Here is a 13,554-nt window from a genome sequence, read left to right as displayed (position 1 = left end):
GCTAGAATCCGCCCCATTAACAGCCTGAGACTTCCCCATGAGCGAGCCGATTCGTCTGACCCAATACAGCCACGGCGCCGGTTGCGGCTGCAAGATTTCCCCGCAGGTGCTGGAGGTGATTCTGGCCGGCAGCGGTGCGCAGAACCTTGATCCGAAACTCTGGGTCGGCAACGCCTCGCGTGATGATGCGGCGGTGTACGAGATCGATGCCGAGCGCGGCGTGGTCTCGACCACTGACTTTTTCATGCCGATCGTCGACGACCCGTTCGACTTCGGCCGTATTGCCGCGACCAACGCGATCAGCGATATCTACGCGATGGGCGGCGATCCGTTGATGGCGATTGCGATCCTCGGCTGGCCGGTCAATGTGCTGGCGCCTGAAGTGGCGCGCGAAGTGATTCGCGGCGGCCGCGCGGTGTGCGACGCGGCGGGGATTCCGTTGGCGGGCGGGCATTCGATCGATGCGCCGGAGCCGATTTTTGGCCTCGCCGTCACCGGTCTGGTGGAAAAGCGCCACATGAAGCGCAATGACACCGCGACCGCCGGTTGCCTGTTGTACCTGACCAAACCGCTGGGCATCGGCATCCTCACCACGGCCGAGAAGAAGGGCAAATTGCGCGCCGCCGATGTCGGCGTGGCCCGCGACTGGATGTGCACCCTGAACAAACCCGGCAGTCGCTTCGGCAAACTCGCCGGCGTCACGGCGATGACCGACGTTACCGGTTTCGGTCTGCTCGGGCATCTGGTGGAAATGGCGGACGGCAGCCAGCTCACCGCACGCATTGCCTATGACCGCGTGCCACGTCTGGACAGCGTCGAGTATTACCTCGATCAAGGCTGCGTGCCCGGCGGCACGCTGCGCAATTTCGACAGCTACGCGAGCAAGGTCGGCCGCGTGCAAGAGCTGCACAAACGCGTGCTCTGCGACCCGCAAACCAGCGGTGGTCTGCTGATCGCCGTCACCCCTGAAGGCAATGACGAGTTCCTCGCCGTCGCCGCTGAATTGGGGCTGAGTCTGGCGCCAATCGGCGAACTGGTTGAGCGACAGACGAACGCAGTCGAGGTGATTTGATGCTCCGCGACTGCACTGACTACCGAGACATTTTCCTCAACGACCGGCCGCTGATGGATGCCCGCGCGCCGGTCGAGTTTCACAAAGGCGCATTCCCCGGCGTGATCAATTTGCCGCTGATGAATGACATCGAGCGGCAGAAGATCGGCACCTGCTATAAGCAACACGGTCAGCAAGCGGCCATCGAGTTGGGCCATCAATTGGTGGCCGGCGCGGTGAAAGCCGAGCGCATCCAGGCCTGGGCCGATTTCGCCCGGGCCCATCCTGATGGTTTTATCTATTGTTTTCGTGGCGGTCTGCGGTCGCAGATCACCCAGCGCTGGCTGCATGACGAGGCGGGCATCGACTATCCGCGCGTCGGCGGTGGTTACAAGGCCATGCGCAATTTCCTCATCGACACCACTGAGCAGGCCATCGCGCAGTGTGATTTCGTCCTGTTGGGCGGCATGACCGGCACCGGCAAGACCGAGGTGCTGGTGCAGTTGCGCAATGGCCTGGATCTGGAAGGCCACGCCAATCATCGCGGTTCAAGTTTCGGCAAGCGCGCCACCGGGCAGCCGTCTAACATCGATTTTGAAAACCGTCTGGCCATCGACATTCTCAAGAAACGTGATGCCGGCATCGAGCAGTTTGTGCTTGAGGACGAGAGCCGGGTGGTCGGCAGCTGTGCCTTGCCGCTGCCGCTGTATCAGGGCATGCAGCAATATCCGATGGTCTGGCTGGAGGACAGTTTCGAGGATCGCGTCGAGCGGATCCTGCGTGATTACGTAGTCGATCTGTCGGCGGAATTTGCCACGGTGCATGGGGAGGAGGGCTTTACGCTGTTCTCGGAGCGCCTGCTGGAAAGCCTGAATAACGTGCAGAAACGCCTCGGCGGCGAGCGTCATCAGCGCCTGTTGCTGCTGATGGAAGACGCGTTGATCGAGCAGGCACGCAGCGGCGCAGTGGATCTGCATCGTGGCTGGATCGAGGGGTTGCTGCGCGAGTATTACGACCCGATGTATGTGTTTCAGCGCGAGAAGAAGGGCGGGCGGATCGAGTTCGCCGGGGAGCGTGGGGCGGTGCTTGAGTATCTTCGCGAGCAGGTGAACCAGAAAGATTCATAGTGTTTTTGCCGGCCTCATCGCTGGCAAGCCAGCTCCCACAGGTATTGTGGGTGTACACAGATTATGGATATCCACGATAACTGTGGGAGCTGGCTTGCCAGCGATGGGGCCCGCAAAGGCAACAAATGACTCAGGTCGGACAGGTTTCCTTGCCATGATCCAGCCCCTGCTTGTAGCTGTGGCTCTGCAAACTGGCCTTGCCGTTGTGCCAGGTCAGGGTCAGCACATACAGCGAGTCGAAATCATCGCCTGACCAGTCATCGGTAATGTTCTGTTTGCCGCCGACCGCTTTACCCGCGACCTTGTTGATCAGCTCCGGCAGGTAACCGTGGGACCACGCGGTGTAAATCGTCGAGTTGTGATACTTGTCGTCGAGCAGTTCGCGGGCCAGATCGCTGGTGTCATTGGCGGAAAACTCGATGTTTACGGGCAGACCCAGCTTGATCGCCGCCGGGCTGATGGTCATCAACGGGCGAATGTAGCTGTAGGAATTATCCAGCTCGCCTTCTTCGACGTTACGCGTCGGGTTGGCGGCGAACACGTAGTCGGCCTTGCCGAATTTTGCCGGCAGCAGCGTCGACAGATCGATCGCGCGATTGAGGCCCTGACAGTTGAGTTGGCCGAGGCCGCCCTCCGGTTTTTCCGCGTGGCGCAGGAACACCAGGGTCTGGGTACCGTCAACCGGTTGCGCGCGGCTTTCGCTGGACTCCAGCGACAGAGACAGCGCACTGATCGCCAGCAGCGAAGGCAGGGCCACATAGGCGCGATGTTTGAAGCGTTTGGCGAAGCTCAAAAGATTCGTCATGTAATAAAGGGTTCTTCAGCAATTTCGGTTAAGGCTGACAAACCTTTACACCACGGGCTCCCAGCACCGGGTGATTTCCCTGTCGTGAACAGCTTCCTCTGCGAGAAAGGCATAGCTCAGAGTCCCCTGAGGCCCGTTTGGTTCGATCCGGGCGAGTGCGCAGCACTTTAACGGCAAGTCCCAACGGCTTGGCCGCAGGTTAGCGACAGGATGTTACGGTTCGCGCAGTAGTCGCCGCAGGCTGCGATCTTTCGCACTTGTTCAAAGGCTCAAGATCAAAAGATCGCAGCCTGCGGCGGCGCCTACATTATGATCGGGGTTCAATTTGTGACTGGATGCTTCCCATGACCGATCTGTCCGCGTTCCCGATTACCCAGAAATGGCCGGCGCAGTACCCTGACTGGATTCAGCTCTATTCCTTGCCGACGCCCAACGGCGTCAAAGTCTCGATCATGCTCGAAGAGATTGGCCTGCCGTACGAGCCGCACAAGGTCGCTTTCGACGCCAATGATCAGCATTCCCCCGAGTTTCTGTCGCTGAGCCCGAACAACAAGATCCCGGCGATCCTCGATCCTCACGGTCCGCAAGGCCAGCCGCTGCCGTTGTTCGAGTCCGGCGCGATCCTGATTTATCTGGCCGACAAAAGCGGCCAATTGCTGGCCCAGGAAGGGGCGCTGCGCTACGAAACTATTCAGTGGCTGATGTTCCAGATGGGCGGTATCGGCCCGATGTTCGGCCAGTTGGGTTTCTTCAATAAATTCGCCGGCAAGGATTACGAAGACAAACGTCCGCGTGACCGTTACGTCGATGAGAGCAAACGCTTGCTCAAGGTCCTCGACGGTCGTCTCGAAGGGCGCGACTGGATCATGGGCGAGCGCTATACCATCGCCGATATCGCCACGTTTCCGTGGGTGCGTAACCTGATCGGGTTCTATGAGGCGGGCGATCTGGTCGGGATCAAGGATTTTCCAAATGTCACTCGGGTGCTGGAGCGCTTTCTGGCGCGGCCGGCGGTGGTGCGCGGGTTGACCATTCCACAATAAAGGACTGTGCATGCGTTCATTCGATTTCAAGCAAGTTGATGTTTTCAGCCACTCGGCGCTTCAGGGCAATCCACTGGCAGTGGTCTTTGGTGCCGACTCGCTGAACGATGAGCGCATGGCGGCGTTTGCCACGTGGACCAATCTGAGCGAAACCACCTTCATTCTCGAACCGCAGGATCCGCGTGCCGACTATCGGGTGCGGATCTTCACCACGCTCCACGAGCTGCCGTTTGCCGGGCACCCGACGTTGGGCACTTGCCATGCCTGGCTGGAGGCGGGAGGTGTGCCTCAAGGGGATGAAATCATCCAGGAGTGCGGCGTCGGACTGGTGCGAATACGTCGTCAAGGCAACGAGCTGGCGTTTCTCGCGCCACCTCTGCTGCGCACCGGGCCGGTAGAGGCCGACGTGATGGCTCGGGTGCAGCGCGGTCTGGGCATTACCGGCGAAGACATCACCCGTGCGCAATGGGTGGACAATGGCGCAGGCTGGCTGGCCGTGCTGCTCAAGGATCGGCAGCAGGTGCTCGATCTGCAGCCGGATCACGCGCAGATGCTGGGGCTGGCGGTGGGGGTGATCGCGCCGTGGCATCCCCGGCGTGATGGTGATGAGGCACAGTTCGAGGTGCGCGCTTTCATTTCCGGGGATGGCATGCCGGAAGATCCGGCCACCGGCAGTTTGAACGCCGGAGTCGCCCAATGGCTGTTCGCAGAAGGCCTGGCGCCAGCGTCTTATACGGTCAGCCAGGGTGTGACCATGGGCCGTGCCGGGAAAATTCGCGTGGATCGGGTCGGGGACGAGATCTGGGTCGGCGGCAGCGTGGTGACGTGTATCGACGGCCAACTGCGCCTGTGAACGCACAAAGATGCGAGGCAACACGCCGATTGTTACGGGCCGGGTAATGCACTCTTGATTGATCCAGGTTTGTACCCCAGCCCCCGCAAGGCATAAGCTTCGCCCCCTACGACTTTCGTCTCATCTGCCGTTTTTCAGGAAAGACCCCATGTCCAGTCAGTTCCCCGAAGCACGTCCCCGCCGTCTGCGCCGCAATGCGAGCCTGCGCAGCCTGTTCCAGGAAACCGAATTCAGCCTGAACGATCTGGTCCTGCCGATCTTCGTCGAAGAAGAAATCGATGATTTCGTGCCGATCAAGAGCATGCCCGGTGTGATGCGCATTCCCGAGCGCAAACTGGCCAGCGAAATCGAGCGTTATGCCCGCGCTGGCATCAAGTCGGTGATGACCTTCGGCGTATCGCATCATCTGGATGGCAACGGCAGCGACACCTGGCGCGAAGATGGCTTGGTTTCGCGCATGTCGCGCATCGCCAAGGACGCCGTGCCGGAAATGATCGTGATGTCCGACACCTGCTTCTGCGAATACACCAATCACGGCCACTGCGGCGTGATGCACAACCATGAAGTCGACAACGACCAGACCCTGATCAACCTCGGCAAACAAGCCATGGCAGCGGCCAGCGCTGGCGCTGATGTGATCGCGCCGTCGGCAGCGATGGATGGTCAGGTGCGGGCGATTCGTCAGGCGCTGGACGCCGCCGGGTTCACCCAGATTCCGATCATGGCCTATTCGACCAAGTTCGCTTCGGCGCTCTACGGCCCGTTCCGTGAGGCCGGCGGCAGCGCTTTGAAGGGCGATCGCAAAAGCTATCAGATGAACCCGATGAACCGCCGCGAAGCCCTGCGTGAATCGCTGCTCGACGAGCAGGAAGGTGCCGATGCGCTGATGGTCAAACCGGCCGGCGCGTATCTCGACATCATCCGCGACATTCGCGAGGCCTCGAACCTGCCGCTGTCGGCATACCAGGTCAGCGGCGAGTACGCGATGATCAAGTTCGGCGCGCAGGCGGGGGCGATCGATGAAGATCGTGTGGTCCGCGAAAGCCTCGGCGCGATCAAGCGCGCGGGTGCGGATCTGATCTTCACTTACTTTGCGATGGACCTGGCGCTGGCGGGGATCTGAGCAACAGCGCATAACCCTGTGGGAGCTGGCTTGCCAGCGATAGCGGTGGATCAGTCAACATTGATTTTGACTGTGCTGACGCCATCGCTGGCAAGCCAGCTCCCACAGTTTTTAGTGGTGTCCTTTAGTCAGGGGCAGTTGAAGAACGGTCTGATCCCGTGATCGCGGAAATACCGCTCAATCACCTTCGGATCCGCACTGTTATCGGCAATCGCCACATAGGTATCCGGGCGCAGCAGGTAGAAACCGTTACGCCCCAACCCCGCCGTTTCAAACGCCGGGCGCCAATCGAACACGTGCAGCGGCAAATGATGTTCGAGGCACCAGGCGATCATTTCGTCGCTGGTGTCGCCGTACACATGCACTTGCCAGCACGGTTGGCGCAGCGGTTCGTAGTTATCCCCTTCACCATCATGAGCCCACGGCAAGCGGTCGCCGCCGTGGACGTGGCCGGCGTTGCCTTGGCTGAGCGGCATGCCCCGGTAGTTAAGGGTGACTTGCGAGACCGTGCGAAAAAGGAACTCGCGACTCGCCTCGAACGAAGCCATTTTCGGGATCAGAAACGGTGCCACGCGCATGCGCAGCAAATCAGCCATACGCCCTTCGGCGGTGACGAAGCTGAAGACTTTGTCAGTGGTCGAGACCAGTCGGCGAGCGAAGGTGATGCGCTCGGTTTCATAGCTGTCGAGCAGGTTCGGCTCGGCGCCGCCGCTGAGTACTGCGGCGAGTTTCCAGGCCAGATTGATCGCATCGCCGATGCCGGTGTTCATGCCTTGCCCGCCCGCCGGGCTGTGCACATGGGCAGCATCGCCGAGCAGAAACGCGCGGCCGCTGCGAAAATGCTCAGCCACGCGATGATGCACGCGGTAGGTCGAGAACCAGTGCACGTCTTCGATGTGCACGTTCAGGTGTTCGATGGCGCGGCTGCTGACGTCGGAAAACTCCAGGGTTTCGGCACGATCTGCGCGCTCGTCACGCACCGTGCCGATCAACCGCGCACGGCCTTCGCCGGCCAGCGGAAACACGGCGAGAAAGTCCGCCTCGTCCAGATCCAGGTGCAGCTCGCCGTTCATCGCCGGGCCGCTGGCCTTGACGTCGGCGACGTAGAAAATCTGCTGATAGGTGCCACCGGGAAACCCGGCGTCGAGGGTTTTGCGCACCACTGAACGGGCGCCATCGCACCCTGCGAGGTAGCAGGCCTGACAGATTTCCTGCTCGCCATCGGCCAGGCGCAAATGCGCGGTGAGGCCGTCCCCGGATTCTTCGAAACTCTCTAGCGTGGTGTTGCGTTCAACCGTCACGCCATAGTCTTCGAGGCGGTCGATCAGCAGCCGCTCGTGCTCATCCTGCGGGAAGATTTCGACGAACGCATAGGGCGTTAGGCCTTCGCCGATGCGATTGAGCGGCAACTGCGCGACCGGTTTGCCATTGACCCAGAAATTCGCCGCCGCCACCCGATGGCCGTTGCGCACCACGGTGTCGGCCAGATCGAGTTGCCGATACAACTCAAGGGTGCGCGCCTGCACCGCCAGCGCCCGCGAAGTGGTGCCGGGCGCGGCGGTTTTATCGATGATGCGCACCCGCACGCCGAGTTTGCTCAGCCACAGGGCCAGCACCAGCCCGGTCGGGCCGGCGCCGATGATCAATACGTCGCTGCGGTGCATGGGCCTGTCCTCCGTTTGCTGTGGAGCAAGTATGGATCAGAAGGAGAGGGTAGCCAGTTCTGGCCCCATCGCGAGCAAGCTCGCTCGCACAAAGGGGACCGCATTCCAATGTGGGAGCGAGCTTGCTCGCGAAGAGGCCTTATCAAACGCCGCAAAACCAAAAAAGGCCCCGCAGCCATCAAAGCTGCGGAGCCTTCTTATTACCGATTACGCTTAGAAATCAATCGTGCCGGACAACTTCGCCACACGCGGTTCACCCTGGGTCAGATAACCGCCCTGAGCCGATTCCCAATACTTCTTGTTCGCCAGGTTTTCCACGCCCAGACGTACGGTCACGTCCTTCTCCGAGACCTTGAACGCGTAACGCGCACCCGCATCGAAGCGGTTCCAGGTCGGCAGGCTCAGGTTGTTCGCCGCGTCGGCGTATTGGCCACCGGTGCGCAGCATCCGCGCATTCAGCGCGACGCCTTGCAGGCCCGGTACATCCCAATCGGCGCCAGCATTGAACTGGAAGGTCGGCACGCCAATCGCGTGGTTGCCGTCGTTGGCGCCGTTCTGGGTGTTCTTCAGTTCGGTGTCCATCAACGTCAGGCCGCTGATCAGGCGCAGGCCCTGGATCGGCTCGCCGAAGACGTTCATTTCCACGCCTTTGTTGACCTGCTCGCCTTCACGCACGTAGGTGCAGTTGTCGGCATCGATGATTTCGCAGTAACCGTCGCTCGGCTGTTCGATGCGATAAACACCCAGGCTCGCGCCGTAGGTGCCCATGTCGACTTTCACCCCGGCTTCGGTCTGCTTGGAGCGGGCCGGTGCGTAGACTTCGTTGCCATTGGTCACACGGAAACCGCCGGAGCTGGTCGGCGAGGTTGGGCCTTGCGCCAGGCCTTCGATGTGGTTGGCGTAGAACGACACGTGTTCCCACGGTTTGAACACGATGCCGTAGACCGGCGTGGTGATCGATTCGTCGTAGCTCGAAGAGCGCGGGCCGCTGCCGTAGCTGGCGTAGCTGTAACCCTGCACGACCAATTGCTGACGACGCAGGCCGGCGGTGATCAGCAGGCGATCATCGAAGAAGCCGAGGGTGTCGGAAATCGCCACGCTGCGGTTGAAGGTCTTGCCGACGATGCCCGGATCGCTGTTGTCGCCACCAGCGAAGTTGCCGACCGGCGACGGGGTTTCCACCGGGTGGTAGATGTTGTTGGCGTATTTGGTCAGGTCAAAATCGTAGGCACTGCGCTGTTCAGCCCAGATGCCGGTCAGGCCGAAGTTCAGCTTGTGGCTGACCGGGCCGGTATTGAACTTGCCATTGAGGCCGGCCATGACGCTGGTGTTGTCCTCATCGTGAGGAATGAACGAGCCAGTGGTGAACGACGCGCCAGTGTTGCCGACCAGCGTGGTCGAGTTGTAGCGGCCGACTTCACGGGTGTGCTTGGCGCCGCCAGCGGCGTAAGCGGTCCAGTTATCGTTCAGGTCGTACTCGGCGCGGAGCATGCCGAAGGTGTCTTCGATGTCGGTGTAGCCCCATTTCGGCGCGTAGTTGGTGTCAGCCGATGGCGCGTCCGGAATGTGCGTGGCGGTGCCGAGGTTGACCGAGTTGCGGCCACCGTTGACGCGTTCTTTCTGGTAGGCGAAGTCGCCGGAAATGCGCAACGCATCGCCGCGATAGTCGAGGCCGATGGCGAACAGTTTCGAACGCTGGTTTTCGTGATCGATACCGGTGTCGCCTTCGCGCTGCGCCAGGTTGATGCGCGCGCCGAAACGGTTGTCTTCACCGAAACGCTGGCCGATGTCGAAGTGCTGACCGACGCGGCCTTCGCTGTTGATGTCGGTGGTGAAGCGGCGCAGCGGTTCGTCGCCAGCGCGTTTTGGCTGCAGGTTGACGCCGCCACCGATGCCCGAGCCGGTCGGGGTCACGCCGTTGATGAAGGCGTTCGGGCCTTTGAACACTTCCACGCGCTCGAGGGCGTCGGTGGAAATGATCTGCCGTGGCAGCACGCCATAGAGGCCGTTATAGGAAATGTCATCGCCGGTCAGCGGCAGGCCACGGATCATGAAGATCTGCGCCTGGTTGGAGAAGCCGGACGCCTGACGCACCGAGGAATCGTTGAGCAGCACGTCGGCGACGTCTTCGGCCTGCTGATCCTGGATCAGCTGTTCGGTGTAGGACGCGGCGCTGAACGGCACATCCATCATGTCCTGATTGCCCAACACGCCGAGCTGACCGCCACGCGCAACCTGACCGCCGCTGTAGGCTGGGGGCAGAGCGTTTGGCGCAGGGGCTTGAGCGTTGATATTGACGTTGTCGAGCACCAGTTCTTTGTTATCGCCATCGGCGGCGTGAGCGGTGACAGTCAGTGAGCACAGCAGGGCGAGAAGCGTCGGGCGAAACGGGACGGCGAGTCGAGCTGAAGCGGGCATTGTTATACCTGGAGGCGCACGGCCAGTGAGAAAAATAAGGGCGGCGCGGAACTCCTTGCGCAAATGCGACTCCAGGCGCAAATGATAGGTTTTCTCAGTCACGTTTTGCAATCAGTTTGTCATCACCCTCTCAAAAACACACATCACCTGTAGGAGCTGCCGGAGGCTCGGGCCGCGATCGGACGATCTTTTGATCTTGTTTTCTAAAATCAAAAGATCGCAGCCTGCGGCAGCTCCTACACGGATTGTGTATGGTGGTTTTGGCTTAACGGACTGGATAAAGCTTCATGCACAACTTTCAATTAACGATCACCCTCGCCGCACTGCTGGTGCTCGCCGGTTGCGCGGGCCAGCGCAGCAATGAACCCGTACCGCGTCCGCCTGCCGAAGTGAAGGCAGAAATCATCCGGTTGATGCCGGCGAAAACCGCCGACCGCCAAGGCTGGGCCACCGATATCTACGCCGCGTTCGCCGCGCAGAACATCAGCCCGACCACGCAAAACCTCTGCTCGGTGCTGGCTGTCGCCGAACAGGAATCCACTTTTCAGGCCGACCCCACCGTGCCCGGCCTGGGCAAAATCGCCCGCGACGAAATCGATCGACGCGCCGCCAAAGTGCACATCCCCAGCCTGTTGGTCAGTGGTGCCTTGCAAGTGCGCTCAACCAACGGCAAGACCTACAGCGAACGCCTGAGCGCCGCGCGCAGCGAGAAAGAGTTGAGCGCGACCTTCGATGACTTTATCGGCCGGGTGCCGATGGGCCGCACCTTGTTCGGCGGCTTCAACCCGGTGCACACCGGCGGGCCGATGCAGGTCAGCATCGAGTTTGCCGAACAGCACGCCAAGGATTACCCGTACCCGGTCGACGGCACGATCCGCCGCGAAGTGTTCAGTCGTCGTGGTGGCATGTATTTCGGCATCGCCCACTTGCTCGGTTACCCGGTGAGTTATCGCGAGCCGCTGTATCGCTTCGCCGATTTCAACGCCGGTTGGTACGCCAGTCGTAATGCCGCGTTTCAGAATGCGGTCAGCCGTGCGTCTGGTATCCCGCTGGCGCTTGATGGTGACCTGATCCGTTACGACTCGATCATGCCCGGCAGCACCGAACTGGCAGTGCGCACCCTCGGCAAATCCTTGGGCATGCGCAACCCGACTATTCGCGATCAACTGGAGAAGGGCAAAACCCTGGAGTTCGAAGAGACCAAGCTCTATCAACGGGTGTTTGAGCTGGCGGAGCGAGCCGAGGGCAAAACCCTACCGCGTGCGGTGTTGCCGGGGATCGTTTTGCAGAGCCCGAAGATCACTCGCAAGCTCACCACAGCATGGTTTGCCAAACGCGTCGACGAGCGCTACAAACGCTGCATGGCCAAGGCCGGTTGACGCTTGCTCACAGCACTTTGACCGCTCGGCCGATCGCCTGAATCGGCCCGGTCGGTTTGCCGATCGGCGAGCCATTGGCGCCTTCCAGCGTCAGTTCGAACAATTGGTTCGGTTGCAGTGGCGGCAGTTTATCCAGCGGCACCGAGAGCGCCTGCCCAGGCTTGACCAGCCCCAGCGACACCGGGCCTTGCCAGCCATCAGCCTTGGTCCAGAATTCCAGCGCCTTGTCTGCCGGCACCTCGACCACGCCCAGCGGAATCAGCTGGATTTCCCGGGAATCACTGGCCTGAATCACCCAGCCCGGCGCCTTGTCCTGCGGCGCGACCAGCACCACCAGATAACTCGGTTTCGGCGTGGTCTGGGTCAGCAGGATCGAGCCCAATATCAACGTCGCGGCCAACCCGGCAGCACTCAGCCCGCGCCAGAGTGGCAGCAGGTTCCACCATGAGGTCGACGACGCTTTTGGCGTGAGTCGTTCGAGGCTGCGTTCGATCCGTGGCCACAGCAGCGCCGACGGTTGTTGCGAGGGCGCCAGATCAGTCAGCTCCAGCAGACGCCGTTCCCAGGCATCCACCGCTGCGCGCAGTTCTGGATCATTCGGCAAGCGCCGTTGCACCTCGATGCGCTGCTCGGCAGGCAGGGTGCCGAGCACGTATTCGCCGGCCAGTTCATCGCGTTCCTGCGCCGATTCAGTGGTCATCCCATGCACTCCCGCAAGGCGTTGAGGCTGCGTTTGATCCACGCCTTGACGGTGCCGAGCGGCGTGTCGAGGCGCGCGGCAATCTGCGCATGGCTGTAGCCGTCGACGTAGGCGTGGAGGATGCAGTGGCGGCGTTGCGGCTCCAGTTGTTCGAGGCAACGATGAATGCGTGCCGAATGCGCCTGGGCATCGAAGCCGTCAGCGTCATCGGCGGTTTCGTGCTCATCGCTGAGCGACGTCTCGCGCCCCTGATGGCGCAGCAGGTTCAGCGCCAGATGCCGGGTCACGCTGAACATCCAGCCCCGCGCCGAACCCCGTGCCGGATCGAAACCCGCCGCGCCGTTCCAGATCTTGATAAACGCTTCATGAACAATGTCCTCCGCCAGCGCCGAGTCACGCACCAGACGTTTGGCCACGCCGAGCAGACGCGGGCCTTCCTGCACATACAAATCGCGCAGGGCCGAGCGCTCGCCACGGGCACAGGCAGCGAGGCGGGCTTCGTAATCGAAATCGGATTCGGCTAAAGGCATGTCGTGCAATCTAGCTCACATTCTCCAAAACAACACATAACCCTGTGGGAGCGGGCTTGCCCGCGATGGCGGTGTATCAGTGACGAGAATGTTGACTGACGCGACGCCATCGCTGGCAAGCCAGCTCCCACAGGGTTTATGTTGAGTTTCAGAGATCAGTTCGCCGCCCAGAAAATATAATCCGCCTGATACTTCACCACTTCCTGCTTGCCCTTGTTCGCCGCCGTGCATTCACTGCCCGGCGCCACACCGCCCTTGAGCGCGACGCGCTGGATGTAGCTGACGCCCGTCATCGCGCCTTTGCCCTCGGCGGGATTGGCCTTGACCAGTTGATAGGGCAGGTTGCCCGGCGTCGACGGTGCCACGGCCAGTTGCGTACCGGTGACTTTCGAACCGTCCTTGGCCTGCCAGGTGGCCGGCGGGCCGAAGTAGGTGCCGACCTGCTTGCCGCTGCGGTCATTGAGCACCGCTTTCGGGCCGACGAAGGTCCACTCGGTCTGCCCCGGCATATTGGCTTTGTCGCGGCATTCGTAAGTGATCTCGCCGACGCCGGTGGTTTCCATCGCGATCTTGTGGCCATCCGGGACCTTGATCGCGTCGGGGTAGCTGCTTTGGGCAAAGGTTGAGGCGCTGGCGGTGAGCAAACCGGTGAGGCAGATCAACTGGGTGATGTTCATCAGTATGTTTCTCCGAAAAGGGTAAACCGCTGACAGCCGAAAGAGGGCTGTTACAAGGACTACCCGTGGCGGAGGTGTTTGGATGCAGTGGCTGAAAAATATTTTTCTGGATCATCTCTATACCTGTGGGAGCTGGCTTGCCAGCGATAGCGGTGGGTCAGCGAAAGGTATGTCGACTGACCCG

At 61.1% G+C, this 13,554-nt stretch carries 12 protein-coding genes; 6 read left to right on the top strand and 6 right to left on the bottom strand.

What is annotated here, in order from left to right:
* Nucleotides 1-37 precede the first annotated feature (37 nt).
* Complete coding sequence (gene selD / locus EJA71_RS00370; protein ID WP_158953332.1) at nt 38-1,072, top strand: selenide, water dikinase SelD; 1,035 nt, start codon at nt 38-40, stop codon at nt 1,070-1,072.
* Complete coding sequence (mnmH, locus tag EJA71_RS00365; protein WP_158953330.1) at nt 1,072-2,178, top strand: tRNA 2-selenouridine(34) synthase MnmH; 1,107 nt, start codon at nt 1,072-1,074, stop codon at nt 2,176-2,178. The genes selD and mnmH overlap by 1 nt, the downstream gene beginning before the upstream one ends.
* A 130-nt stretch (nt 2,179-2,308) precedes the next feature.
* On the opposite strand, the gene EJA71_RS00360 is transcribed toward mnmH, so the two are convergent.
* A complete protein-coding gene (locus EJA71_RS00360; protein ID WP_158953328.1) occupies nt 2,309-2,983 on the bottom strand; it encodes a histidine phosphatase family protein in 675 nt (224 codons plus the stop codon).
* A gap of 344 nt (nt 2,984-3,327) precedes the next feature.
* On the opposite strand from EJA71_RS00360, the gene EJA71_RS00355 reads away from it, so the two are divergent.
* The 3 genes from EJA71_RS00355 to hemB all read left to right on the top strand — a co-directional run bounded on the left by EJA71_RS00355 (nt 3,328) and on the right by hemB (nt 6,002).
* Entirely contained in the window at nt 3,328-4,026 is a 699-nt protein-coding gene (locus EJA71_RS00355; protein WP_158953326.1) for a glutathione S-transferase family protein, read from the top strand.
* A gap of 10 nt (nt 4,027-4,036) precedes the next feature.
* Nucleotides 4,037-4,879 (top strand): PhzF family phenazine biosynthesis protein, encoded by an 843-nt coding sequence (locus EJA71_RS00350; protein WP_158953324.1) that lies wholly within the window; start codon nt 4,037-4,039, stop codon nt 4,877-4,879.
* 148 nt (nt 4,880-5,027) lie between these two features.
* Nucleotides 5,028-6,002, top strand: a complete 975-nt coding sequence (hemB, locus tag EJA71_RS00345; RefSeq protein ID WP_158953322.1) for a porphobilinogen synthase — start codon at nt 5,028-5,030, stop codon at nt 6,000-6,002.
* A 128-nt stretch (nt 6,003-6,130) separates the two neighbouring features.
* Here the strand turns inward: hemB and EJA71_RS00340 are convergent, their stop codons facing one another.
* Nucleotides 6,131-7,666, bottom strand: coding sequence for an FAD-dependent oxidoreductase (locus tag EJA71_RS00340; RefSeq protein ID WP_158953320.1), 1,536 nt, complete (start codon nt 7,664-7,666; stop codon nt 6,131-6,133).
* Between the two features lie 213 nt (nt 7,667-7,879).
* A complete protein-coding gene (locus tag EJA71_RS00335) occupies nt 7,880-10,084 on the bottom strand; it encodes a TonB-dependent siderophore receptor (protein ID WP_158953318.1) in 2,205 nt (734 codons plus the stop codon).
* 287 nt (nt 10,085-10,371) lie between these two features.
* Here EJA71_RS00335 and EJA71_RS00330 point away from each other — a divergent pair, with 287 nt between their 5' ends.
* Nucleotides 10,372-11,463: a DUF1615 domain-containing protein gene (locus EJA71_RS00330; protein ID WP_158953316.1), complete on the top strand. Its 1,092-nt coding sequence runs from the start codon at nt 10,372-10,374 to the stop codon at nt 11,461-11,463.
* 7 nt (nt 11,464-11,470) lie between these two features.
* Here EJA71_RS00330 and EJA71_RS00325 read toward each other — a convergent pair whose 3' ends face one another.
* The 3 genes from EJA71_RS00325 to EJA71_RS00315 form a co-directional block, all read right to left on the bottom strand.
* Entirely contained in the window at nt 11,471-12,163 is a 693-nt protein-coding gene (locus EJA71_RS00325; RefSeq protein ID WP_158953314.1) for an anti-sigma factor domain-containing protein, read from the bottom strand.
* Nucleotides 12,160-12,693, bottom strand: a complete 534-nt coding sequence (locus tag EJA71_RS00320) for a sigma-70 family RNA polymerase sigma factor (RefSeq protein ID WP_158953312.1) — start codon at nt 12,691-12,693, stop codon at nt 12,160-12,162. Before EJA71_RS00320 ends, EJA71_RS00325 begins: the two co-directional genes overlap by 4 nt.
* A gap of 155 nt (nt 12,694-12,848) precedes the next feature.
* Complete coding sequence (locus tag EJA71_RS00315; protein WP_158953310.1) at nt 12,849-13,370, bottom strand: DUF3455 domain-containing protein; 522 nt, start codon at nt 13,368-13,370, stop codon at nt 12,849-12,851.
* Between the last annotated feature and the right edge of the window lie 184 nt (nt 13,371-13,554).

The organism is Pseudomonas sp. PB106 (genome assembly GCF_009764645.1).
In the GTDB taxonomy this organism is placed as follows: domain Bacteria; phylum Pseudomonadota; class Gammaproteobacteria; order Pseudomonadales; family Pseudomonadaceae; genus Aquipseudomonas.
This window is presented reverse-complemented; position numbering and strand designations above follow the sequence as displayed.